General features: G+C 65.0%; 22 protein-coding genes. 2 read left to right on the top strand and 20 right to left on the bottom strand.

Annotated features, from left to right (window positions below; genetic code table 11):
• Positions 1 to 5: 5 nt before the first annotated feature.
• Complete coding sequence (locus HU735_RS06660; protein ID WP_186712880.1) at positions 6 to 755, bottom strand: SEL1-like repeat protein; 750 nt, start codon at positions 753 to 755, stop codon at positions 6 to 8.
• 3 nt (positions 756 to 758) lie between these two features.
• Positions 759 to 1,439, bottom strand: coding sequence for a Fe2+-dependent dioxygenase (locus tag HU735_RS06665; protein WP_186712881.1), 681 nt, complete (start codon positions 1,437 to 1,439; stop codon positions 759 to 761).
• Positions 1,440 to 1,662: 223 nt separating this feature from the next.
• Here HU735_RS06665 and HU735_RS06670 point away from each other — a divergent pair, with 223 nt between their 5' ends.
• Together HU735_RS06670 and HU735_RS06675 are read left to right on the top strand one after the other, a co-directional pair.
• Complete coding sequence (locus HU735_RS06670) at positions 1,663 to 3,942, top strand: TonB-dependent siderophore receptor (RefSeq protein WP_186712882.1); 2,280 nt, start codon at positions 1,663 to 1,665, stop codon at positions 3,940 to 3,942.
• 103 nt (positions 3,943 to 4,045) lie between these two features.
• On the top strand, positions 4,046 to 6,601 hold the full coding sequence (locus tag HU735_RS06675; RefSeq protein WP_186712883.1) for a PepSY domain-containing protein: 2,556 nt from the start codon (positions 4,046 to 4,048) through the stop codon (positions 6,599 to 6,601).
• A 103-nt stretch (positions 6,602 to 6,704) separates the two neighbouring features.
• Here the strand turns inward: HU735_RS06675 and HU735_RS06680 are convergent, their stop codons facing one another.
• From HU735_RS06680 to HU735_RS06765, 18 genes are all read right to left on the bottom strand, one after another.
• Positions 6,705 to 7,496, bottom strand: coding sequence for an amidohydrolase (locus HU735_RS06680; protein ID WP_186712884.1), 792 nt, complete (start codon positions 7,494 to 7,496; stop codon positions 6,705 to 6,707).
• Entirely contained in the window at positions 7,484 to 8,632 is a 1,149-nt protein-coding gene (locus HU735_RS06685; RefSeq protein ID WP_186712885.1) for a pyridoxal phosphate-dependent aminotransferase, read from the bottom strand. Before HU735_RS06685 ends, HU735_RS06680 begins: the two co-directional genes overlap by 13 nt.
• 238 nt (positions 8,633 to 8,870) lie before the next feature.
• Entirely contained in the window at positions 8,871 to 10,334 is a 1,464-nt protein-coding gene (gene der / locus HU735_RS06690; protein WP_186712886.1) for a ribosome biogenesis GTPase Der, read from the bottom strand.
• A 117-nt stretch (positions 10,335 to 10,451) separates the two neighbouring features.
• On the bottom strand, positions 10,452 to 11,594 hold the full coding sequence (gene bamB / locus HU735_RS06695; RefSeq protein WP_186712887.1) for an outer membrane protein assembly factor BamB: 1,143 nt from the start codon (positions 11,592 to 11,594) through the stop codon (positions 10,452 to 10,454).
• Between the two features lies 1 nt (position 11,595).
• The gene (locus HU735_RS06700; RefSeq protein ID WP_110735771.1) at positions 11,596 to 12,237 is read right to left on the bottom strand and encodes a tetratricopeptide repeat protein; all 642 of its coding nucleotides are present in this window, start codon (positions 12,235 to 12,237) and stop codon (positions 11,596 to 11,598) included.
• A 38-nt stretch (positions 12,238 to 12,275) separates the two neighbouring features.
• Complete coding sequence (gene hisS / locus HU735_RS06705; RefSeq protein WP_186712888.1) at positions 12,276 to 13,562, bottom strand: histidine--tRNA ligase; 1,287 nt, start codon at positions 13,560 to 13,562, stop codon at positions 12,276 to 12,278.
• A gap of 24 nt (positions 13,563 to 13,586) precedes the next feature.
• Entirely contained in the window at positions 13,587 to 14,696 is a 1,110-nt protein-coding gene (gene ispG / locus HU735_RS06710; protein WP_028689597.1) for a flavodoxin-dependent (E)-4-hydroxy-3-methylbut-2-enyl-diphosphate synthase, read from the bottom strand.
• 3 nt (positions 14,697 to 14,699) lie between these two features.
• On the bottom strand, positions 14,700 to 15,755 hold the full coding sequence (locus HU735_RS06715) for a RodZ domain-containing protein (protein WP_186712889.1): 1,056 nt from the start codon (positions 15,753 to 15,755) through the stop codon (positions 14,700 to 14,702).
• Positions 15,752 to 16,513 (bottom strand): type IV pilus biogenesis/stability protein PilW, encoded by a 762-nt coding sequence (pilW, locus tag HU735_RS06720; RefSeq protein ID WP_186712890.1) that lies wholly within the window; start codon positions 16,511 to 16,513, stop codon positions 15,752 to 15,754. The genes HU735_RS06715 and pilW overlap by 4 nt, the downstream gene beginning before the upstream one ends.
• A gap of 14 nt (positions 16,514 to 16,527) precedes the next feature.
• Positions 16,528 to 17,670, bottom strand: coding sequence for a 23S rRNA (adenine(2503)-C(2))-methyltransferase RlmN (gene rlmN / locus HU735_RS06725; RefSeq protein WP_028689594.1), 1,143 nt, complete (start codon positions 17,668 to 17,670; stop codon positions 16,528 to 16,530).
• Positions 17,671 to 17,698: 28 nt separating this feature from the next.
• Entirely contained in the window at positions 17,699 to 18,124 is a 426-nt protein-coding gene (gene ndk / locus HU735_RS06730) for a nucleoside-diphosphate kinase (protein WP_011532343.1), read from the bottom strand.
• An 89-nt stretch (positions 18,125 to 18,213) separates the two neighbouring features.
• On the bottom strand, positions 18,214 to 18,414 hold the full coding sequence (gene iscX, locus HU735_RS06735; protein WP_028689593.1) for a Fe-S cluster assembly protein IscX: 201 nt from the start codon (positions 18,412 to 18,414) through the stop codon (positions 18,214 to 18,216).
• A 10-nt stretch (positions 18,415 to 18,424) separates the two neighbouring features.
• A complete protein-coding gene (gene fdx, locus HU735_RS06740; RefSeq protein WP_186712891.1) occupies positions 18,425 to 18,766 on the bottom strand; it encodes an ISC system 2Fe-2S type ferredoxin in 342 nt (113 codons plus the stop codon).
• Positions 18,767 to 18,769: 3 nt separating this feature from the next.
• Complete coding sequence (hscA, locus tag HU735_RS06745; protein WP_186712892.1) at positions 18,770 to 20,632, bottom strand: Fe-S protein assembly chaperone HscA; 1,863 nt, start codon at positions 20,630 to 20,632, stop codon at positions 18,770 to 18,772.
• 43 nt (positions 20,633 to 20,675) lie between these two features.
• Positions 20,676 to 21,197, bottom strand: coding sequence for a co-chaperone HscB (hscB, locus tag HU735_RS06750; protein ID WP_050704359.1), 522 nt, complete (start codon positions 21,195 to 21,197; stop codon positions 20,676 to 20,678).
• 8 nt (positions 21,198 to 21,205) lie between these two features.
• The gene (iscA, locus tag HU735_RS06755; RefSeq protein ID WP_023630636.1) at positions 21,206 to 21,529 is read right to left on the bottom strand and encodes an iron-sulfur cluster assembly protein IscA; all 324 of its coding nucleotides are present in this window, start codon (positions 21,527 to 21,529) and stop codon (positions 21,206 to 21,208) included.
• 28 nt (positions 21,530 to 21,557) lie between these two features.
• A complete protein-coding gene (gene iscU, locus HU735_RS06760) occupies positions 21,558 to 21,944 on the bottom strand; it encodes a Fe-S cluster assembly scaffold IscU (protein ID WP_011532337.1) in 387 nt (128 codons plus the stop codon).
• 46 nt (positions 21,945 to 21,990) lie between these two features.
• Positions 21,991 to 23,205 (bottom strand): IscS subfamily cysteine desulfurase, encoded by a 1,215-nt coding sequence (locus HU735_RS06765; RefSeq protein ID WP_046854251.1) that lies wholly within the window; start codon positions 23,203 to 23,205, stop codon positions 21,991 to 21,993.
• Positions 23,206 to 23,217 lie beyond the last annotated feature (12 nt).

The raw sequence follows: 23,217 nt of genomic DNA on the forward strand, positions 1-23,217 counted from the left end.
CATACTCAAGTGCCGCGCAGTTCGATCTCCTCGGCATAGCGCGCCGCATGGGCCATCAGCGCCGGCCCCGCCCCCTGCAACGTCACCAGCGCACTGCGCAGGAAATTCAGGTTGCCCTCGACCCTGGCCCGTTCCAGCCAAGGCCCGGCCTCCCCGATCTCCCCCCGTTCGACCAGCACCAGCGCCAGGCTGAACATCCCGCGAAAATCCCCCGCCTCGGCCGAACGCCGATACCAGCGCACGGCCCGGGCAGGGCTTGGCGCAGTGGCAATCCCCTGCTCCAGGTAGCGCCCATACAGGTTCATCGACTTGGCATGCCCCAGCTGCGCGGCCTTCTCGTAGCACATCAACGCCTGGGCCTGGTCGGCCGGCACCCCGCGCCCGGTGGCCAGGAGGTTGGCCAGGTTGTACATGCCCCAGTCCAGGCCGACGTCGGCCGCACGGGCATAGTGAATGGCCGCCTGTGCGAGATCCACCTCGCCACCCCAGCCGTGCTCCAGGCACCGGCCAAGCATGTTGTGGGCCATGGCGCTGCCGCCCTGGGCGGCGATGGCGAACCAACGACGGGCCACGCCGGCATCCTCTTCGATACCGCGCCCATCGAGCAGGATCTGCCCGAGCAACGACTGCGCCTCGACCACTCCCTGCCCCGCCGCTGCCAGGATCGCCTGGGCGGCCTGGCCTGGGCTGTGTTCGAGCATCGCCTGCAACCCGGCCACATCCACCACATCCTCACGTCGCAACTGATAGGACACGGCTCAGACCTCGGCCCAGCGGCGCAGCAGGTTGTGATAGGTCCCGGTCAGTTGCAGCAGCGACGGATGCCCGGGCACATCGGCAGTGAGCTGGCGGACCGCGTTGTCCATCTCGAACAGCAGGGTGCGCTGGCTGTCTTCGCGCACCAGGCTCTGGGTCCAGAAGAACGCCGCATAGCGCGCCCCGCGGGTGACCGGGTTGACCTTGTGCAGGCTGGTGCCGGGGTACAGCACCATGTCGCCCGCGGCCAGCTTGACCTCGCGCACACCATAGGTGTCCTGGATCACCAGTTCGCCGCCGTCGTAGCTGTCCGGATCACTGAGGAACAGCGTCGAGGACAGGTCGGTGCGCACCCGCTCCGGGCTGCCCTTGGGCTGGCGCAGGGCGTTGTCGATGTGGAAATCGAAATTGCCCCCTTCGCGGTAGCAGTTGATCAGCGGCGGGAACACCTTGTGCGGCAGCGCCGCCGACATGAACAACGGGTTGCGCCACAGCCGTTCGATCAGCGCACTGCCGATCTCCTTGGCCAGCGCATGGCCTTCGGGCAACTGCAGGTTGTGCTTGGCCTTGGCCGACTGGTACCCCGCGGTGATCTTGCCATCGGCCCAGTCGGCCTGCTCCAGGGCCTCGCGAATGCGCGAGATCTCGTCGGCGTCGAACAGCCCGGGAATGTGAAGCAGCATGGCGGCGGCACCAGGTATGACTGAAGGGACGCCAATGATATTGATTCCCTTTTACCTGCCACAAGCCCCTTTCTCCATGGCACGACGGATGAGACCGTAAAAACCGTAAGGCGAAATTGTAAAGAATGTAAATTTATGGCGAATGGAAACGCTTCTCAATTGTTCGTTACAATCACTTACATTATGCTCCGCGGCCTTCATACCTTGGGGAAGGTCTACAACAATGCGTCACGTGCCATCTGCTGTGAGTTCACCACGTCTGCTCGCCTCCGCCATCGGCATGGCGATCACCGCCACCTCGGCCTATGCCGCCGACCCGGCCGCCAGCAACGCCATCACCCTCGACGCCACCAGCGTCAATGGCAAGGCCGAACAGGCAAGCACCGAGTACAAGGTCGACAAGGCCTCGTCGCAGAAGTACACCGCGCCGCTGGTGGACACCCCACGGTCGGTCACCGTGATCCCACAACAGGTGATCAAGGACACCAACGCCATGTCCCTGCAGGATGCCCTGCGCACCGTGCCGGGGATCACCTTCGGCGCCGGCGAAGGCGGCAACCCGCAAGGCGACCGCCCCTTCATCCGTGGCTTCGACGCCCAGGGCGACACCTACCTGGACGGCGTGCGCGACACCGGTGCCCAGACCCGCGAAATCTTCGCCATCGAGTCTGTCGAAGTGGCCAAGGGGCCGAACTCGGCAGTCGGTGGCCGTGGCGCCGCAGGCGGCACCATCAACCTGGTGAGCAAACGCGCACACCTGGGCAACTCGCTGGACGGCGCCTGGACCTGGGGCAGCGACCAGACCCAACGCTACACCTTCGACGGCAACTATCAGTTCAGCGACAGCGTTGCCGGGCGCCTGAACCTGATGACCCACGAAAGCAACGTCGCCGGCCGCGACAAGGTCAACTACGACCGCTGGGGCATCGCCCCCTCGCTGGCCTTCGGCCTGGGCACGCCGACCCGCGTCAACCTCGACTACTACCACCTGGAAAGCGACGACCTGCCGGACTCCGGCATCCCCTACAGTGTGCCGCGTGCAGGCAGCACCGCACGGACTTCGGCGCATCCGGACAAACCGGTCGACGGTGGCGACAGCGACAACTTCTACGGCCTGACCGGACGCGACTTCCGCAAGACCCGCGTCGATATCGCGACCTTCGCCATCGAGCACGACCTGACCGATACGCTGACCATCAAGAACACCCTGCGCCACGGCAACAGCATGCAGGACTACGTGCTGACCCAGCCTGACGACAGCGCCGGCAACGTCAACAACAATGGCGTCTGGCGTCGCGCCAACACCCGTGTGGGCAACACCGCCACCACCACCAACCAGACCGACCTGTTCGGCGAGTTCTACCTGGGCGGCCTGAAGAACAGCTTCTCCACCGGCGTCGAGTTCACCAAGGAAGAGTCCGACCGCCAGAGCTACACCGTCACCCCCAACAGCAAGCTCACCTGTACCGGCCCGGGCAGTGGCGGCAGCTGCACCTCGCTGGACAACCCGAACCCGGACGACAACTGGGTCGGCACCGTCGCGCGCAACTACGCCGGCACCAGGACCAGCAGCAAGACCCGCGCGCTCTATGTGTTCGACACCCTGGAACTGACCCCGCAATGGCTGTTGAACATGGGCCTGCGCTATGACCACTTCGACACCGACTACCGTGGCTACAACGCCGACGGCAGCACCGCGGTGAGCAGCAAGGGCGTGCCCGCCAAAGGCTCGGACACCAGCGAGTTCATCACCGGCCAGCTGGGCCTGGTGTGGAAACCGGCAGACAACGGCAGCATCTATGTGTCCTACGCCACCTCCGCCACGCCGCCTGGCGCCATGCTTGGCGAGGGTACCGAAGGCAACCCGCTGGGCAACGCCACCGACCGTTCCGGCAACCTGCTGGGCAGTGACATGGAGCCGGAAGAGACCACCAACTACGAGCTCGGCACCAAGTGGGACCTGCTCGACCAGCGCCTGTCCCTGGCCGCCGCGCTGTTCCGCACCGAGAAGGAAAACGCCCGGGTCCAGGTCAACACCAACACCTACGAGAACGTCGGTGAAACCCGCGTGCAAGGCATCGAGCTGTCGGCCAGCGGCAAGCTGACCGACAAGTGGCAAGTGTTCGCCGGTTATACCTACATGCAGGCCCGCCAGATCGACGGCGGCCCGCTGGGCAAGGCGAACGACGGCAACCAGCTGCCCAACACGCCGAACAACAGCGCCAGCCTGTGGACCACCTACCAGCTGACGCCGAAGCTGACCGTCGGTGGCGGCGCCTTCTATGTCGATGACGTCTACGGCAGCGTGGCCAACACCACCATGGTCGACAGCTACGTACGCTACGACGCCATGGCCGCCTACAAGCTGACCAAGAACATCGACCTGCAGCTGAACGTGCAGAACCTCACCAACGAGGTCTACTACGACAAGGCCTACTCCACCCACTTCGCCAACCAGGCGGCGGGGCGCACGGCGTTGCTGACCACCAGCGTGCACTTCTAAACAGCCGCACCCCGAGCCCCGTTCATTCGCTTGAACGGGGCTTTTGCGTATCAAGGCATAATGCACGCCGCGCAGTTCCTGGCGGCAATACAAGGTGATCGATGTGGTGAAGAAGACGCTGTTCCAATTGCACTGGTTCTTTGGCATCACCGCCGGCCTGGTGCTGGCGCTGATGGGCGTGACCGGCGCGATCTGGTCGTTCCAGGAAGAACTGCTGCGCGCATTCAACGCCGAGGTACTCAAGGTCGAGATCCGCCAGGAAGGCGTGCTGCCACCGGCCGAGCTGGTCCGCCGGGTCGAGGCCGCGCAAGGCGACAAGGTCTCCATGCTCTGGGTCGATACCCGCGAGGGTAACGCCGCGCGGATCTTCTTCACCCCCGCCCCCGGCGAGCGCCGCGGCGCACTGCGCTACGCCGACCCGTACACCGGCGAGCTCAAGGGTGACGTGGCCGGCCTGGGCTTTTTCAACCTCATGCTCAACCTGCACCGGTTCCTGGCCATGGGCGACAGCGGCCGGCAGATCACCGGCGCCTGCACCCTGATGCTGATCTTCTTCTGCCTGTCCGGGCTGTACCTGCGCTGGCCGCGCAAGGCACTGAACTGGCGGACCTGGCTGACGCTGGACTGGGCGAAGAAAGGCCGTGCCTTCAACTGGGACCTGCACGCGGTGTTCGGCACCTGGTGCCTGCTGTTCTACCTGCTGTTCGCCCTGACCGGGCTGTTCTGGTCCTACGAGTGGTACCGCGAAGGCCTCAACCGACTGCTGGCCGACCAGCCCGCGGCCGGCGAGCAGAAGCGTGGCGAAGGCCGCGGTGGTCGCCATGGCCCGCCCAAGGTGGACAAGAACGCCCCGCCTCTTGTTGTCGATTACGATGCCATCTGGACCAACCTCAAGGCCGCCGCAGGCCCCGGCCTGTCCACCTATAACCTGCGCCTGCCACCGGCCGGCGGGCAACCGGCGAGCCTGTTCTACCTGCTGCAGGGCGCCGACCACGAGCGCGCCCTCAACACCCTCACCCTCGACCCGGCCAGCGGCCAGGTAAAGCGTCACGAGCGCTACACCGACAAGTCGTTCAAGGCCCAGTTGCTGCAGAGCGTCTACGCCCTGCACGTGGGCAGCTACTTCGGCCTGCCGGGGCGGATCATCGTCACCCTCGCCAGCCTGACCATGCCGCTGTTCTTCGTCACCGGCTGGCTGCTGTACCTCGACCGTCGGCGCAAGAAGCGCCAGGTTCGCGCCGCCCGTGGCGCGGTGGCCCCGCAGTCGAATGACGGCGACCGCTGGCTGATCGGTTTCGCCAGCCAGAGCGGTTTCGCCGAGCAGCTGGCCTGGCAGAGCGCCGGCCAACTGCAAGCCGCCGGCTTGCCGGTACAGGTACGGCCGCTGGCCGAACTGGGCGAGACCGAGTTGCGCCAGGCCAACCGCGCGCTGTTCGTGGTCAGCACCTTCGGCGACGGCGAGGCCCCTGACAGCGCCCGTGGCTTCGAGCGCAAGGTACTAGGCCAAGCCTGGCCGCTGGAGCACCTGGACTACGCCCTGCTGGCCCTGGGCGACCGCCAGTACCCGCACTTCTGCGGCTTCGCCCGCCGGCTCCAGGCCTGGCTCGGCGAGCGTGGCGCCAGCTGCGCCTTCAGCCCGGTGGAGGTGGACAATGCCGACCCCGTCGCCCTGCAGTTGTGGCAACAGGAACTGACGCAACTGACCGGCGCCCGCCCGGTCGCCGCCTGGCAAGCACCAAGCTTCGGCAACTGGCACCTTTCCCGCCGCGAACGGATCAACCCCGGCAGCCAGGGCGCGCCGGTGTACCTGTTGGGCCTGCAGGCGGAAGCACCCGCAACTTGGGAAGCCGGTGACCTGATCGAAATCCTGCCACGCAACGGCCAGCCCCGCGTCGATGCCTTCCTTGCCGGTCTGGGCCTCGATCCACGCAGCCCGGTTCAACTCGACGGTCTGCAGGAAACCTTGGCGCAGGCCCTGGCCAGCCGCCAGTTGCCGGTCAGCCGCGAACACCTGATCGGCCTGCATGCCCAGGCACTGGTCGATGCCCTGATCCCGCTGACTGCCCGTGAATACTCGATTGCCTCCATCGCCAGCGATGGCGTGCTGGAGCTGATCGTGCGCCAGGAACGCCACGCCGATGGCAACCTGGGCCTGGGCTCCGGCTGGCTGACCGAATACCTGCCGCTGGAAGGCAGTGTCAGCGCACGCCTGCGTCGCAATAGCGGTTTCCATTTGCCCGCCGAGTCGGCGCCCTTGGTAATGATCGGCAATGGCACCGGCCTGGCCGGTCTGCGCAGCCTGCTCAAGGCCCGCATTGCCGAGGGCGAACAACGCAACTGGCTACTGTTCGGCGAGCGCAACCGGGCGCACGACCTGCTGTGCGGCGAGGAGCTGCAGGGCTGGGAGGAAAGCGGCGATCTGCAACGGCTGGACCTGGCGTTTTCGCGGGACCAGACGGAGAAGATCTATGTGCAGGACGTGCTGTTGCAGCAGGCCGCCGAGTTCAAGCGCTGGATCGAGGATGGCGCTTGCGTGTATGTCTGCGGCAGCCTGCAAGGGATGGCTGCCGGGGTGGATGCGGCGTTGCAGGGGATGCTGGGCGAGACTGCAGTACAGCAGTTGATCGAGGACGGGCGATACCGGCGAGATGTGTACTGAAGCCTGAAAGCATCGCGGGGCAAGTCGCATCGGCGCACCGCCGCTCCCACGCAAACCCGTGGGAGCGGCGGTGCGCCGATGCGACTTGCCCCGCGATTGGCCCTCAATGCAGATCGAAGGTATCGGCATCCAGGTTCGCCGGGAACCGCGCCCGGTACGCCGCCAGCTCCGCCGCCCGCAGCACCACGGTGAACACGCCGTCGGCCTCGCCCGCGCTCAGCAGGCTCTCGCCCTGGAAGTCCAGCACCTGGCTGTCGCCGGAATAGGCGAAACCCTTGCCATCGGTGCCCACCCGGTTAACCGCCGCGACGAAGCACAGGTTCTCGATGCCCCGCGCCGGCAGCAGGCGGTTCCAATGCAGGCGTCGCGCCGCCGGCCAGTTGGCGGTGTACAGCAGCAGGTCGGTGTCCTGGGCGTCGCGGCTCCACACCGGGAAGCGCAGGTCGTAGCAGATCAGCGGGCGGATCCGCCAACCCTTGAGCTCGAACTGCACCTGGCGCTCGCCTGGGGTGTAGTGCTTGTGCTCACCAGCCATACGGAACAGGTGACGCTTGTCGTAGTGCAGGATCTCGCCGTCGGGCCGCGCCCACAGCAGGCGGTTGCGGTGGCTGCCGTCGGCGGCCTGGATGATCACGCTGCCGGTGATCACCGCGTTGGCTTTCTTCGCCTGGGCCTTGAGCCACTTGTAGGTCGGGCCGTTCTCAGGCTCCGCCAGGCTTTCGGACTCCATCGAGAAGCCGGTGGTGAACATTTCCGGCAGGACCACCAGGTCCACCTCGCCGGACTGGCCGATCAGCTCCTCGAAGTGCGCGTAGTTGGCCTCGCGGTCGTGCCAGGCCAGGGTGGTCTGCACGAGGGCGATTTTCAGGTTCGGCAGTTGGCTCAGATCGCGCATAGTTTCTCCGCTGCCTGGCGCAGCGTCTCCTCGCGTTTGGCAAAGCACAGGCGCACCAGGCGTTGCTCGGGGATGGGTTGCTGGTAGAACACCGACACCGGGATGCTGGCCACGCCATGCTCACGGGTCAGCCACAGGGCCATGTCGACATCGTTCAGGTCGGGCCGGATCTGCGAATAGTCCACCAGTTGGAAATAGGTGCCCGGCGTGCGGGTAAAAGTGAAACGCGAGGCCTGCAGCAGCTCGCAGAACAGGTCGCGCTTGGCCTGGTAGAAGGCCGGCAGCTCGTCGATATGCTCGGGGTGCTCGGCCATGAAGTCGGCCAGCGCGCACTGCAAGGGCGTCACGCCACAGAAATTGACGTACTGGTGCACCTTGCGCAGTTCCGCGCTGAGGGCCGGCGGGGCGACCACGTAGCCGGTCTTCCAACCGGTGACGTGATAGGTCTTGCCGAACGAGCTGACGACGAACGCCCGCGAATAGAGCTGCGGGTGGGCCAGCACGCTGGCATGGCGCACGCCGTCGTAGATCAGGTGTTCGTAGACCTCGTCGCTGACCAGGTAGATATCCCTGTCACCGATAAGCCTGGCCAGTTCGTCCAGGTCGTCGCGACTGATCAGCGCGCCGCTGGGGTTGTGCGGCGAGTTGAGGATGACCATGCGCGTGCGCGGGCTCAGGGCATCGCTGAACTTCTGCCAGTCGATGCCGAAGCTGCCGTCGGTCAGCGGCACATGCACGCAGCGCCCGCCGGCCAGCTCCACGGACGGCTCGTAGCTGTCGTAGCTGGGGTCGAAGACGATCACCTCGTCGCCGGCATGGATGACCGCCTGGATGGCACAGAAGATCGCTTCGGTGGCACCCGGGGTGATCGTCACCTCCTGGTCGGCATCGACATTCGCGCCGTACAACCGGGCGATTTTCGCCGCCACCTGCTGGCGCAGCGCTGGCAGGCCGGTCATGGGCGAGTACTGATTGTGCCCGGCGGCCACATGGCGACCGACGGCATCGAGCAAGGCCTGGGGACCGTTGAAGTCAGGGAAGCCCTGGGAGAGGTTGAGCGCACCGGTCTGCATGGCCAGTTGCGACATGGTGGTGAAGATGGTCGTGCCGACGTTCGGCAGTTTGCTGCGGATCATGGAGCCCTCTTTCCTGGGGTTTGTCCGGCACGGGGTTGGGTCCGAGCATAGCGGATCAAGCAGTCAGGAAAAAGGTTGAAACAATAGGGGGATTGCGGTGGGTCAACCGTTGCAACCCAACAGCAGAATGAAGCGTGGGAGCGGGCTTGCTCCGCGATGAGGTCAGATCAGGCAGTCAATTGACCTGAACAATCTCATCGCGGGGCCCCTCCCAACGAGGGTTCTGCAAGCGCTGTTACTAACGCTTGTCGCGGCGCTTCTTCTCAGCCTTCTTGTGGTGCGACATCAGGCGGCGCTTCTTGTTGACCTGGCGATCGGTGAGGGTGTTCTTCTTGCCCTCGAACGGGTTGTCACCGCCCTTGTACTCGATGCGGATCGGCGTGCCGACCAGCTTGAGCACCCGGCGGTAGGTGTTCTCCAGGTAACGCGAGTAGGAGTTGGGGATCTTGTCGGTCTGGTTGCCGTGGATCACGATCAGCGGCGGGTTGGCGCCACCGAGGTGGGCATAGCGCAGCTTGATCCGGCGACCGTTGACCAGCGGCGGCTGGTGCACGCTGATGGCGTCTTCGAGGATCTGCGTCAGGCGGCTGGTCGGCCAGCGGGTGACCGCCGACTTGAACGCGGCCTGCACCGACTTGTACAGGTGGCCCACGCCGGTGCCGTGCAGCGCCGAGATGAAGTGGATGTCGGCGAAGTCGACGAAGAACAGCCGGCGTTCCAGCTCGGTCTTCACGTAGTCGCGCTCGCCCGGCTCCATGCCATCCCACTTGTTCAGGGCGATGACCACGGCGCGGCCGGCATCCAGGGCGAAGCCCAGCAGGTTGAGGTCGTGGTCGACCACGCCTTCGCGGGCGTCCATGACGAAGATCACCACGTTGGCGTCCTTGATCGCCTGCAGGGTCTTCACCACCGAGAACTTTTCGACTTCCTCGTGGATCTTGCCGCGCTTGCGCACGCCGGCAGTGTCGATGAAGGTGTACTTCTCGCCATCACGCTCGAACGGAATGTAGATACTGTCACGGGTAGTGCCCGGCTGGTCGTACACCACCACGCGCTCTTCGCCGAGCATGCGGTTGACCAGGGTCGACTTGCCCACGTTGGGGCGGCCGATGATGGCGATCTTGATGCCGTCTTTCTCGCCCGGGCCAGGGATGCGCGTGGCTTCCTCGCCTTCGGCGACATCCTCGTCGAGGGCTTCTTCCTCGGGGTCACGGGGAATATGGCCGAGCAGCGATTCCATCAGGGCGTTGATACCGCGGCCCTGGGAGCCCGCCACCGGGATGGCGTTGCCCATGCCCAGCGGCGAGAACTCGGCGCGGGCGATATCGGGATCGATGTTGTCGATCTTGTTGGCGACCAGGATCGCTTCCTTGTTCCGCTTGCGCAGGTGATCGGCGATCATCTGGTCGGCGGCGGTCATGCCGGCACGGGCATCGACCAGGAACAGCACGTAGTCGGCTTCCTCGATGGCCATCAGCGACTGCTCGGCCATCTTCTCGTCCATGCCCACTTCGTCACCGGTGATACCGCCGGTGTCGATCAGGATGTAGGAACGACCCTGCCAGCTGGCATCGCCGTACTGGCGGTCACGGGTCAGGCCCGACAGGTCGCCGACGATGGCGTCGCGGGTCTTGGTCAGGCGGTTGAACATGGTGGATTTACCGACGTTCGGCCGGCCCACCAGGGCGATTACGGGAACCATGCGGCTCTCCACTCTTGAATTCTTGAAAATGCAAAGGCCGCTGCAAGGCAGCGGCCGGAGTTCGGGCGGCGCGTCATGCGCCGCGGCCTGAGCCCGCGAGCGAGCTCAAGCATAGCTTCAGCGGATGGTCAGTGCCTCGAGCTTGCCGCTGTTGCCGAAGACGTAGATGGTGTCGCCGACCACCAGGGGTCGGGCGCGCAGGCCATCGCTGTCGATACGCTCACGGCCGACGAAGCGGCCATCGACCTGGCTGAGCAGGTGCAGGTAACCCTCGAAGTCGCCCACCGCCACATAGCTGGAGAACACTTCCGGCGCCGACAGCTGACGGCGGGCCATCGAGTCGTTGCTCCACAGCGAGCTGGAAGAACGCTCGTCGACGCTCTGCACGGTACCCGACGCTTCGCTCACGTAGACGTTACCGAAGCCCTGGGCGACACCCACGTAGCTGGAGGCATCGCGCTGCCACAGCACGCGGCCGCTTTCCAGCTCCAGGCCAGCGACGCGGCCCTGGTAGGTGCCGACGTACAGGGTGCCACCGGACAGCAGCAGGCCGCCGTCGATGTCCACCACCCGGTCCAGCTCGGAACGGCCCTGCGGAATCGCCACGCGGCTCTCCCACACCGGCACGCCGTTGCTGATGTCGACCGCCACCACCTTGCCGGTGGACAGGCCGGCCACGGCCAGGCGGTTGGTCACCACCGGCGCGCCGGTGCCACGCAGGGTCAGCACGGCCGGGCTGTTCTCGTAGATCCAGCGACGGTCGCCGGTGGCGGCGTCGAAGCCGACCAGACGGTCGTCCTGGGTCTGCACCACCACCACGTCACCGTTGTTGGCGGGCGGCGCCAGCACTTCGCTGCTGACGCGCGAGCGCCAGCGCTCCTCGCCGGTGCTGGAGTCCAGGGCGATGACCTCGCCCTTGAGGGTACCCAGCATGACCAGGCCGTAGCCCACGCCCACGGCGCCGGATACCGGCAGCTCGAGGTCCTTCTTCCACACCACGTCGCCGGTGATGCGGTTCAGCGCGAAGACCTCGCCGTTGACGTCGGAGGCATAGATGCGGTCGTTCTCGATGGCCGGCACCAGGGTGTTGTAGGTCTCACCCTGGCCGTCACCGATCGAACGGCTCCACTGCTTCTTCAGCACCACTTCCTCGGTGAACTTGGTCAGCTCGGCCGGGGGCAGTTCCTTCTTGCTGTTGCTGCTGCAACCCGCCGCCAGCACGGCGAGGGTGAGCACTGCTGCTTGTTTCCAACCCTTCACTTCAGGCGTCCCCTTTGGCCAGGTCATCCAGCTTCAGTTGCAGGCCACCGATCGCGGCGTCGTCGGACAGCGCGGCCTTGGCTTTTTCGTAGGCGCTGTGCGCGTCGTCGGCGCGGCCCAGCTGTACCAGCAGGTCGCCCTTGAGCTCTTCGCGGCTGGCCAGGAAGGCCTTGTCGGTGTCGCCGTCGAGCAGCTTGAGCGCGTCCTCGGCCTTGTCCTGGGCCGCGAGCACGCGGGCCAGGCGCTGGCGCGAGATCTCGCCGAGGGTGGCGTCGGCCGGCTTGTCCAGCACGCTCTTCAGCTCGCTGGCCGCGTCGTCCAGCTTGCCGCTCTCGACCGCGACCTTGGCCACGAACAGGCTGCCGTACTGGGCGTAGGCGGTGCCGCCGAACTCGCTCTTGAGCTTGCCGGACAGCTCGGCGACCTTGCTCGCGTCGGGCTTGCCGTCAGGCGTCAACGAGGTTTCCAGCAGCGCCTGGTACAGCACCGAGGCGCCCTGGGACTGGTTGGCCTGGTACTTGTGCCAGGTCTGCCAGCCCAACACCACCACGCCGGCCAGCAGGGCGCCGGTCAGCAGCGGCTTGCCGTTGCGGTTCCACCAGTCCTTGGCTGCTGCCAGGCTCTCATCATCGGTACTCGACACCCCAATACTCCTATTCGCCTATTCGTTGTCAGACCGCGTCACGCCTGGGCGATCGCGGTTTCCAGGTGCGCGGCAAGCGCATCCCAGGCAATGTTCTGTTGTTCGCCCTGGCCACGCAGGGGCTTCAGGCCGATCTGCTGCTTCTCGAGCTCGTCGTCGCCCAGAATCAGCGCGAACAGCGCGCCGCTCTTGTCGGCTTTCTTGAACTGGTTCTTGAAGTTGCCGCCACCGGCATTGACTGCCAGGCGCAGGTTCGGCAGACGATCGCGCAGTTGCTCGCTGATCTTCAGGCCAGCCAGCTCCGCTTGCTCGCCAAAGGCGCACAGGTAAACGTCGATGGTACGGCTGATCGACTCAGGCACCTGGCCCAGGGTTTCGATCAGCAGCAGCAGACGCTCGATCCCCATGGCAAAGCCAACGCCGGCGGTCGGCTTGCCACCCATCTGCTCGACCAGGCCATCGTAGCGCCCGCCAGCGCAGACCGTGCCCTGGGCGCCGAGCTTGTCGGTGACCCACTCGAATACGGTCTTGCTGTAGTAATCCAGGCCGCGCACCAGCTTGGTGTTGATCACGAACGGGATGCCAGCAGCGTCAAGACGGGCCTTCACGCCATCGAAGTGCACGCGGGACTCTTCGTCCAGGTACTCTTCGAGCTTCGGTGCGCCTACCAAGGCGGCCTGGGTGCCTTCGTTCTTGCTGTCGAGGATACGCAGCGGATTGCTCTTCAGGCGACGCTGGCTGTCTTCGTCCAGCTGATCAATGCGCTGGGACAGGAATTCCACCAGTGCATCACGATAGCGCGCGCGGGCTTCGCTGGTACCCAGGCTGTTGAGCTCCAGGGTCACCGCGTCCTGAATACCCAGCAACGCCCAGAGGCGCCAGGTGAGCATGATCAGTTCGGCATCGATATCGGGGCCGGCCAGGTTGAACACCTCGACACCGATCTGGTGGAACTGACGGTAGCGTCCCAGTTGCGGGCGCTCGTGACGGAACATCGGGCCCACGTACCAGAGTTTCTGCACCTGGCCATTGCCGATGATGCCGTGCTCGAGCACTGCGCGCACGCAGGCGGCGGTGCCTTCCGGGCGCAAGGTAAGCGAGTCCTTGTTGTCCTGGAAGGTGTACATCTCCTTCTCGACGATATCGGTGACTTCACCGATCGAGCGCTTGAACAGCTCGGTGAACTCGACGATCGGCGTGCGGATCTGGCTGTAGCCGTAGCTGTCCAGCAAGCCGGCCACGGTGCCCTCGAAATAGCGCCACAGCGGCGACTGGTCGGGCAGGATGTCGTTCATGCCACGAATGGCTTGCAGCGATTTGCTCACGAGTAGTCCTTACGAATCTGTGTCTCAGCCGCGGGCGATCAGCGCCGCGTCGGCCTCGGCCTTCTCGGCCGCTTTCTGGCGAATGAGCTTTTCCAGCTCGTCGACCAGGTTGTCGTTGTTCAGTTTCTGCGATGGCTTGCCATCGATGTAGACCAGGTTCGGCGTGCCGCCGGTCAGGCCCACGTGCGACTCCTTGGCCTCGCCCGGGCCGTTGACCACGCAACCGATTACCGCGACGTCCAGCGGTACCAGCAGGTCTTCCAGGCGACCTTCCAGTTCGTTCATGGTCTTGACCACATCGAAGTTCTGCCGCGAGCAGCTCGGGCAGGCGATGAAGTTGATGCCACGGGAACGCAGGTGCAGCGACTTGAGGATGTCGTAGCCGACCTTCACTTCCTCGACCGGATCGGCGGCCAGGGAGATGCGGATGGTGTCACCGATGCCTTCGGCCAGCAGCATACCTAGGCCGACGGCGGATTTCACCGTCCCCGAGCGCAGGCCGCCGGCTTCGGTGATCCCCAGGTGCAGCGGCTGGATGATCTGCTTGGCCAGCAGGCGGTAGGCCTCGACGGCCATGAACACGTCGGAGGCCTTGACGCTGACCTTGAAGTCCTGGAAATCCAGGCGGTCGAGGTGCTCGACATGGCGCAGCGCCGACTCGACCAGCGCCGCCGGGGTGGGCTCGCCGTACTTCTTCTGCAGGTCCTTTTCCAGGGAACCGGCGTTGACGCCGATGCGGATCGGGATGCCACGGTCGCGGGCCGCGTCGACCACGGCGCGCACGCGATCTTCGCGGCCGATGTTACCCGGGTTGATGCGCAGGCAGTCGACGCCCAGCTCAGCCACGCGCAGGGCGATCTTGTAGTCGAAGTGGATGTCGGCGACCAGCGGCACGCTGACCAGTTTCTTGATGCGACCGAACGCCTCGGCGGCGTCCATGTCCGGCACCGAGACCCGCACGATGTCCACGCCGGCATCGACCAGGCGCTGGATCTGCGCCACGGTGGCGGCGACATCGTTGGTGTCGGTGTTGGTCATGCTCTGCACCGCGATGGGCGCATCACCACCCACCGGCACATTGCCGACCCAGATTTTGCGGGATTCGCGACGTTTGATCGGAGATTCGCCGTGCATGACTTACTGTCCCAACTTCAGGCGAGCGGTTTCGCCACTGGTGAACGGGGCGACATCGACCGCCTGGCCGTTGTAGCTCACCTGGGCGCCGCGGGCAAAGCCCAGGCGCACCGCGAACGGTGGCTTGCCGGTCAGTTCCAGGCTGTCGCCCTTGCGCTTGATGGCGCTGAACAGCACCTTGCCGTTGCCGTCGGTGACCTGGGTCCAGCAATCGGCGGTGAATTGGATATGGACCTTGGCGCTGCCGGCCGGGGCCGGTGCGGCATCAACGGGCGCAGGCGCTGTGACCGGCGCGGTCGACGCGACCGGTGCGGCTGGCGCTGCGGCAACAGGCGCGGCGGGCGTGACCACGACGGGAGCGGTTGGCGCGGCAGCCGGTGCCACAGGTGCGACGGCGGCCGCTGCCGGCGCGGCGCTGGTGGCTGGCGCGGCGGGTGCCACGGCCGCGACTGGCGCCTGGGTCTCGGCGACCGGCGCCTGCTCGGTAGCGTTCGGCTCCAGTGGCAGGACCTGGCCCTCGGGCTGCTGGCCTTCGCTCACGGCCTGGTCTTCCGGCTCGTCCAGCGGATGAATCTGCGTGGTGCCATCGGCGCTCTCGACCTCGACGTGCTCCAGGGCGATCTTGGCCAGGTCCTTGCCGCGCAGGCTGCTCTGGTCCTGCCACCAGAAGAAGCCACCGCCGACCACCGCGACCAGCAGCAACAGGCTGACCACCCGCAGGATATTGTGCGACAGGCGCACCGGCTCTTCGATGCGGCCAAGGGCGTGCACTTCGCTGCCCTGGGCGTGGGTGCCGGTGATCTGGTCGAAGGCCTCGACCAGGGGCGCCTGGTCCATGTCCATCAGCTTGGCGTAGGCACGGATGTAGCCACGGGCGAAGGTGTGCCCGGGCAGCTTGTCGAAGGCGCCGTTTTCCAGGTTGTTCAGCGAAGATACCGTGAGGTTGAGCTTGCGAGCGACCTCGGCCTGGCTCCATTCGCGTTTTTCGCGGGCCTGGCGCAAGACATCACCGGGGTTCTGGCGAGTCGCTGCTGCTACTTCAGTGTGCGCGGCTTTCATCGTTGCTCCGACAGGTATTGCTGATATTCCGGCGTACCGGGATAAAGTCGTTGTAATTGCTGGCCCAAACGGGTCGCGGTGCCCTGTTCGTCGAGGGCGAGTGCCAGGCGATGGCCCAGCAGCAGGCTACGGGCATCCTGGTCGCTCAGCTGGCTGAATCGATCGTAGTAATCCCGGGCCGGCACATAATGCCTGTTTTCGTAGGACAACTCAGCCATTTCGAGCAATGCCTTCGGTTGCCGCTGATTGAGCCGAAGGGCTTTTTCCAGGTAGGCACGCGCCTGATCACCCTGCCCCTGCTTCAGGGCGGTGAGCCCCAGGTTCTCGTACACGCGGGAACGCTCAGGATACAGGGTATCGGCGGCAGCCTGGAGGAACATCGCCCGGGCTTCGTCGAAACGGCCCTGAGCATATAGGAAACTGCCGTAATTGTTGCGGATTCGTGTGTCGTCCGGGCGGACGGCCAAGGCCTTGGCGAAGTGCTCGCCGGCCAATGCGGGCTCATCTTCGGCCTGGAACACCAGGGCCAGTGCCGCATGAGCCTCGCCGTCACGGGCGTCCAGGGCCAGGGCCTTGCCCAGCGGCGCCTTGGCGCGCTCGGTCAAACCTTGTTGCAAATACCCCAGCCCCAACTGCACGTAGGCCTGCCCCGCCGCCTCACGCCCCTGGCGGCTGGCCAGGGGGTCGCCCGCGCCGCCGGACACGCAGCCGGCCAGCAGCGAAAGCGTCAGGATCGACAGCGCGGCGCGCAGGCTCATGGGGCAGGTGCTCGTCAGGGGCGCGCGGCGCTGTCTTGCGGCTCGTCGGCAGCCAGCTGGCGCACGGCGATGTAGCGCTCGCTGCGGCGGGTACGGTCGTTGACCTGACCTACCAGCTGACCGCAGGCGGCGTCGATGTCGTCACCGCGGGTGGTGCGCGTGGTCACGTTGAAGCCGCCGTGGTGCAGCAGGTCCTGGAAGCGACGGATGGCATTGTTGCTCGGTCGCTCGTAACCCGAGTGCGGGAACGGGTTGAACGGGATCAGGTTGATCTTGCACGGCACATCACGCAGCAGTTCGATCATCTGCGCGGCGTGCTCGGGCTGGTCGTTGACGTCCTTGAGCAGGGTGTACTCGATGGTCAGCACGCGTTTGCCGCCGAGGGTGGACATGTAGCCCATGCACGATTCCAGCAGCATCTTCAGCGGGTACTTCTTGTTGATCGGCACCAGCTTGTTGCGCAGCTCGTCGTTCGGCGCGTGCAGCGACAGGGCCAGCGACACGTCGATGTGCTTGGCCAGCTCGTCGATCATCGGCACCACGCCCGAAGTGGACAGGGTGACGCGACGCTTGGAAATGCCATAGCCCAGATCTTCCATCATGATCTTCATGGCGGCGATGACATTGTCGAAATTCAGCAGGGGTTCGCCCATGCCCATCATGACCACGTTGGTGATGGCGCGGTCGATCTTGGCCGGAACGGTCCCGAAGGATTTGTTGGCAAGCCACACCTGGCCGATCACTTCGGCGGCGGTGAGGTTGCTGTTGAAGCCTTGCTTGCCGGTGGAGCAGAAGCTGCAGTCCAGGGCACAGCCGGCTTGCGACGACACGCACAGGGTGCCGCGATCGTCGGTGGGGATGTAGACGGTCTCGACGCAGCTGCCGGAGGCAACGCGGACCACCCACTTGCGGGTACCGTCGGCGGAAATGTCTTCACTGACCACCTCCGGACCGCGAATCTCGGCAACGGCCTCGAGCTTTTCGCGCAAGACCTTGCCGACATTGGTCATGGCGGCGAAATCATCGACGCCAAAATGGTGAATCCATTTCATCACCTGACCGGCACGGAAGCGCTTCTCCCCGATTGAGTCGAAGAACTGTTCCATTTCCGCCAGGGTCAGCCCCAGCAGGTTGATCTTGTCAGTCGATGTCGTCATGGATTCACCCTCACCCGTAAGCTTTCGCTTAGCGAGTGGTTACCTCGGTAGCAGCGAAGAAGTAAGCGATTTCGCGAGCAGCGGCGGCTTCGGAGTCCGAACCGTGAACGGCGTTGGCGTCGATCGACTCGGCGAAGTCGGCGCGGATGGTGCCTGGAGCAGCTTCTTTAGGGTTGGTGGCGCCCATCAGCTCACGGTTCAGAGCGATGGCGTTTTCGCCTTCCAGAACCTGAACAACGACAGGGCCCGAAGTCATGAAGGCAACCAGGTCACCGAAGAAGCCACGAGCGCTGTGCTCGGCGTAGAAGCCTTCGGCTTCGGCCTTGGACAGTTGCTTGATTTTCGAGGCGACGATTTTCAGGCCGGCTTCTTCGAAGCGAGTGGTGATCTTGCCGATGACGTTTTTAGCGACGGCGTCAGGCTTGATGATCGAGAAAGTACGTTGAACAGCCATGGAAAACTCCAGAATATTGAGTGTTGCGAAAAATTAAACCCGCGAATTATACGCGGGTTCCAGGGGATTGCCTAACCTGCGGCGTGCGCTCAGTCGGCTTCTTCGATCCAGGCCGCCTGGATGGCCTCGAGAACCTTCTCGCCGCAACGCGACGGATCGTCATCGAAGTCCGGCAGGGCCATGACCCATGCGCGCAGATCGACGAAATTCACGTAATGAGGATCGACCTCGGGCTTGCTTTCCGCAAGCTGGATGGCGATCTCAAGTACATCAACCCATTTCAGACTCATGTACAGGCCCTCAGTGCGGCGCTTCGGCGGCGTGGTTGAGCGAATATTTGGGGATCTCGATGGTGAGATCCTCATCGCCGACGACCACCTGGCAACCCAGGCGCGACTGCGCCTCCAGGCCCCAGGCCTTGTCCAGCATGTCCTCTTCGAGCTCGTCCGCTTCTTCAAGGGAGTCGAAGCCTTTGCGGATGATGCAGTGGCAAGTGGTGCAGGCCTTGACGCCGCCACAGGCGCTTTCCATCTCGATGTGATGGTCGTGGGCCAGTTCCAGGATGTTGGCCCCGGACGGCACTTCCACGGTCAAGCCCTCGGGGCAGAACTTCTCATGCGGCAGGAATGTCACCAGCGGCATCGGTTACTCCTCGATCTCATTCAGGTTGCGCCCGGCCAGTGCGGCTTTGACCGTCGAATCAAGGCGACGGGCGGCAAATGCATCGGTCACCTGCGACAGACGCTTGGTCTGTTGCTCGATGGCGGCGCCATCGGTGCCGGTCAGCAAATCACGTAGTTCTTGCATCTGGAATTCGATCGCGTCGCGCTCGTCACTGCTGAGCAGGCGCTCGCCATCGGCGTCCAGGGCGCCCTGCACCGCCTCGAGCAGGCGCTCGGCGTCGACCTGGTGCTCGCGCAGCTGGCGCGCATGCTTGTCGGAGCCAGCGTGCTCGAAGGAGTCCTTGAGCATGCGGGCGATCTCGCCGTCGGTCAGGCCGTAGGACGGCTTGACCTGGATGCTCGATTCCACGCCCGAACCCAATTCACGGGCCGCGACACTGAGCAGGCCATCGGCGTCGACCTGGAAGGTCACGCGGATCTTCGCCGCGCCCGCGACCATGGCCGGGATGCCGCGCAGTTCGAAGCGGGCCAGGGAACGGCAGTCGCTGATCAGCTCGCGCTCGCCCTGCAGCACGTGGATCATCATGGCCGACTGGCCATCCTTATACGTGGTGAATTCCTGGGCGCGGGCTACCGGAATGGTAGTGTTGCGCGGGATCACCTTCTCCATCAGCCCGCCCATGGTCTCAAGACCCAGGGACAGCGGGATGACGTCGAGCAGCAGCAGCTCACCACCTTCGCGGCGGTTGCCGGCGAGGGTGTCGGCCTGGATCGCGGCACCAATGGCCACCACCTGGTCCGGGTCGATCGAGGTCAGCGGGGTACGGCCGAACAGCGCGCCGACCGCCTCGCGCACACGCGGCACGCGGGTCGAACCACCGACCATGACCACTGCGCCGACCTCTTCCAGCTCGATGCCGCTGTCGCGCACGGCGCGGCGGCAGGCCTTGAGACTGCGGGCGATCATCGGTTCGATCATGGCTTCGAAGGCGGCACGGGTCAGCTCGCCCAGCCAGGCACCATGCTGGACGCTGACCGTTTCACTGTCGGTCAAGGCTTCCTTGGCCGCGCAAGCGGTCTGCAGCAGCAGGCGCTGGGTGGCCGGATCAAGGTCGGCGGACAAGCCGGCCTGCTCGATGATCCAGCCAGCGATCGCATGGTCGAAGTCATCGCCACCCAGGGCGGTGTCGCCACCGGTGGCCAGCACTTCGAAGACACCGGCGGTCAGGCGCAGGATGGAGATATCGAAGGTGCCGCCGCCCAGGTCGAAAATCGCCACGACGCCTTCGGCATCCTGGTCCAGGCCATAGGCCACGGCAGCTGCGGTCGGCTCGTTGAGCAGGCGCAGGACATTGAGGCCGGCCAGCTTGGCGGCGTCCTTGGTCGCCTGGCGCTGGGCGTCGTCGAAATAGGCCGGGACGGTGATCACCGCGCCAACCAGCTCGCCACCGAGGGTTTCCTCGGCACGCTGACGCAGCACCTTGAGAATATCGGCCGACACTTCCACCGGGCTTTTCGGGCCCTGGACCGTGTCGATGAACGGCATGTGCGATTCACCGCCGACAAAGCGATACGGCAGTTGCTCGCCCAGCTGCTTGACGTCCGCCAGGCCACGCCCCATCAGGCGCTTGACCGACAGGATGCTGTTGAGCGGGTCGTTGGGGGCAGCCTCGCGCGCGGCCAGGCCGACTTCGACAGTGTTGTCGAGATAACGCACGGCGGATGGCAGGATGACACTGCCCCGGGCATCGGGCAGCGGTTCGCTGCGTCCGCTGCGCACGGCGGCGACGAGAGAATTGGTGGTGCCCAGGTCGATGCCCACCGCCAGGCGGCGCTGGTGCGGCTGGGGGCTCTGACCGGGTTCGGCGATCTGCAGTAGGGCCATGCTTATCTGAGTACCTTAGGCGTCATCACGGGCAACGCCGGGGTTAATCGTCGAGGCGCTCTTCGAGTTGGCGCACTTCTTGGGCGAGCTTGTCGAGGAACTGCATGCGGCGCATCAGGCGCTCGGCCTGCTCACGCTCTGCAGCAACATCCCAGCAGGCGGCGAAATCCTCGTTCAGCGTGTCCTGGGCGACCTTGAGGCGCTTCTTGAACACGGCGACACCGTCGAGGTCGGCTTCGTCCTGCAGGTCCTCGAGCTCTTCGCGCCACTGCATCTGCTGCAGCAGGAAGTCCGGGTCGTGCACCGTGACTTCCTGGGGCACCTCGTGGCCGCCGATGGCCAGCAGGTAGCGGGCCCGGCGCGGGGCGCTGCGCAAGGTCTGGTAGGCGTCGTTGAGGGCCGCCGACTTTTCCAGGGCTACGCGCTGCTCGCGCTCGGAAGCGTCGGCGAAACGGTCCGGATGGACCTCGCGGGCCAGCTCGCGGTAGCGAACGGCCAGCTTGTCGAGGTCCAGGCGAAAACCGGGTTGCAGCTCAAACAGGGCGAAATGACAAGGAGTACCCACGGCCAGCCTCAAACGTTGAAGCTTTCGCCGCAGCCACACTCACCGCGCACGTTGGGGTTGTTGAACTTGAAGCCTTCGTTCAACCCTTCCTTGACGAAGTCCAGCTCGGTGCCATCGAGGTAGACCAGACTTTTCGGGTCGATGATGACCTTCACGCCATGGTTCTCGAACACCTGGTCTTCGGCGGCGAGCTCGTCGACGAACTCCAGCACGTAGGCCAGGCCCGAGCAGCCGGTGGTGCGCACGCCCAGGCGAATGCCCTCACCCTTGCCGCGCCCGTCGAGGGAGCGGCGAATGTGGTTGGCGGCGGCTTCTGTCATGCTGATAGCCATCGGAACTCCTTACCTCGCGACAGTCGACTTAGATCAAGCCTTTCTTCTGCTTGTAATCGCGAACAGCGGCCTTGATGGCATCTTCGGCGAGCACGGAGCAGTGGATCTTGACCGGCGGCAGTGCCAGCTCTTCAGCCAGCTGGGTGTTCTTGATGGTCTCGGCCTCGTCCAGGGTCTTGCCCTTCATCCACTCGGTGGCGAGGGAGCTGGAGGCGATGGCCGAACCGCAGCCGTAGGTCTTGAACTTGGCGTCTTCGATGACGCCCTGCTCGTTGACCTTGATCTGCAGGCGCATCACGTCGCCGCAAGCCGGGGCGCCGACCATGCCGGTGCCGACGTCCGGATCGTCGGCGTTCATCTTGCCGACGTTGCGCGGGTTTTCGTAGTGGTCGATGACCTTTTCACTGTATGCCATGGTGCAATTCCTTCCTCATCAGGGAGCCGCTCTTGCCGGCGACTGCTTAGTGGGCGGCCCACTCGATCTTGGAGATGTCGACGCCGTCTTTGTACATGTCCCACAGCGGCGACAATTCACGCAGCTTGTTCACGGCTTCGCAGACTTTCTGCGCGGCGTAGTCGACTTCTTCTTCGGTGGTGAAGCGGCCGAAGGAGAAGCGGATCGAGCTGTGCGCCAGTTCGTCGTTGCGGCCCAGGGCGCGCAGGACGTAGGACGGCTCGAGCGAAGCGGAGGTGCAGGCCGAACCGGACGAAACGGCGATGTCCTTCAGCGACATCAGCAGCGACTCGCCCTCGACGTAGTTGAAGCTCAGGTTCAGGTTGTGCGGCACGCGCTGGGTCTGGCTGCCGTTGACGTACAGCTCTTCGAGGTCCGAGACCTGCTTGAAGAAGCGGTCGCTCAGGGCCTTGATGCGCACGTTTTCAGCGGCCATTTCCTGCTTGGCGATGGCGAAGGCCTCGCCCATGCCGACGATCTGGTGGGTCGGCAGGGTGCCCGAACGCATGCCGCGCTCGTGGCCGCCGCCGTGAATGATGGCTTCCAGGCGCACGCGCGGCTTGCGGCTGACGTACAGCGCGCCGATGCCTTTCGGGCCGTAGACCTTGTGCGCGGAGAACGACATCAGGTCGACCTTGAGCTTCTGCAGGTCGATCTCGACGCGACCGGCCGACTGGGCGGCATCGACGTGGAACAGTACGCCGCGCGAGCGGGTCAGTTCACCGATGGCGGCGATGTCGTTGATCGAGCCGACTTCGTTGTTCACGTGCATCAGCGAGACCAGGATGGTGTCGTCGCGCAGCACGGCCTCGACCATGGCCGGGGTGACGATGCCGTCTTCTCCGGGCTCGAGGTAGGTGACTTCGAAACCTTCACGCTCGAGCTGGCGAGCGGTGTCCAGGACCGCCTTGTGCTCGATCTTGGAGGTGATGATGTGCTTGCCCTTGGTCTGATAGAAGTGCGCCACGCCTTTCAGGGCGAGGTTGTCGGACTCGGTGGCACCGCTGGTCCAGACGATCTCGCGCGGGTCGGCGTTGATCAGTTCGGCGACCTGGCGGCGGCCGTTCTCGACTGCTTCCTCGGCCTTCCAGCCGAACACGTGGGAGCGCGAGGCCGGGTTGCCGAAGTTCCCGTCGACCAGCAGGCACTCGGCCATCTTCTGGGCGACACGGGGATCGACCGGCGTGGTCGCGGAGTAATCGAGGTAGATCGGCAACTTCATTGAGTATCTCCT

This window comes from Pseudomonas sp. BW16M2, assembly GCF_014268865.1.
Classification (GTDB): Bacteria; Pseudomonadota; Gammaproteobacteria; order Pseudomonadales; family Pseudomonadaceae; genus Aquipseudomonas; species Aquipseudomonas peradeniyensis.

Excerpts from the sequence above, each read along its gene's own strand:
- HU735_RS06680 (WP_186712884.1), bottom strand. The coding sequence starts at position 7,496 with ATGCGCGATCTGAGCCAACTGCCGAACCTGAAAATCGCCCTCGTGCAG.
- fdx (WP_186712891.1), bottom strand. The coding sequence starts at position 18,766 with ATGCCGCTGGTGACATTCCTGCCGCATGAGAAGTTCTGCCCCGAGGGC.
- iscA (WP_023630636.1), bottom strand. The coding sequence starts at position 21,529 with ATGGCTATCAGCATGACAGAAGCCGCCGCCAACCACATTCGCCGCTCC.
- ispG (WP_028689597.1), bottom strand. The coding sequence starts at position 14,696 with ATGCACGGCGAATCTCCGATCAAACGTCGCGAATCCCGCAAAATCTGG.
- iscX (WP_028689593.1), bottom strand. The coding sequence starts at position 18,414 with ATGAGTCTGAAATGGGTTGATGTACTTGAGATCGCCATCCAGCTTGCG.
- iscU (WP_011532337.1), bottom strand. The coding sequence starts at position 21,944 with ATGGCATACAGTGAAAAGGTCATCGACCACTACGAAAACCCGCGCAAC.
- HU735_RS06715 (WP_186712889.1), bottom strand. The coding sequence starts at position 15,755 with ATGAAAGCCGCGCACACTGAAGTAGCAGCAGCGACTCGCCAGAACCCC.
- HU735_RS06665 (WP_186712881.1), bottom strand. The coding sequence starts at position 1,439 with ATGCTGCTTCACATTCCCGGGCTGTTCGACGCCGACGAGATCTCGCGC.
- hscA (WP_186712892.1), bottom strand. The coding sequence starts at position 20,632 with ATGGCCCTACTGCAGATCGCCGAACCCGGTCAGAGCCCCCAGCCGCAC.
- HU735_RS06765 (WP_046854251.1), bottom strand. The coding sequence starts at position 23,205 with ATGAAGTTGCCGATCTACCTCGATTACTCCGCGACCACGCCGGTCGAT.
- pilW (WP_186712890.1), bottom strand. The coding sequence starts at position 16,513 with ATGAGCCTGCGCGCCGCGCTGTCGATCCTGACGCTTTCGCTGCTGGCC.
- rlmN (WP_028689594.1), bottom strand. The coding sequence starts at position 17,670 with ATGACGACATCGACTGACAAGATCAACCTGCTGGGGCTGACCCTGGCG.
- HU735_RS06685 (WP_186712885.1), bottom strand. The coding sequence starts at position 8,632 with ATGATCCGCAGCAAACTGCCGAACGTCGGCACGACCATCTTCACCACC.
- HU735_RS06670 (WP_186712882.1), top strand. The coding sequence starts at position 1,663 with ATGCGTCACGTGCCATCTGCTGTGAGTTCACCACGTCTGCTCGCCTCC.
- der (WP_186712886.1), bottom strand. The coding sequence starts at position 10,334 with ATGGTTCCCGTAATCGCCCTGGTGGGCCGGCCGAACGTCGGTAAATCC.
- ndk (WP_011532343.1), bottom strand. The coding sequence starts at position 18,124 with ATGGCTGTTCAACGTACTTTCTCGATCATCAAGCCTGACGCCGTCGCT.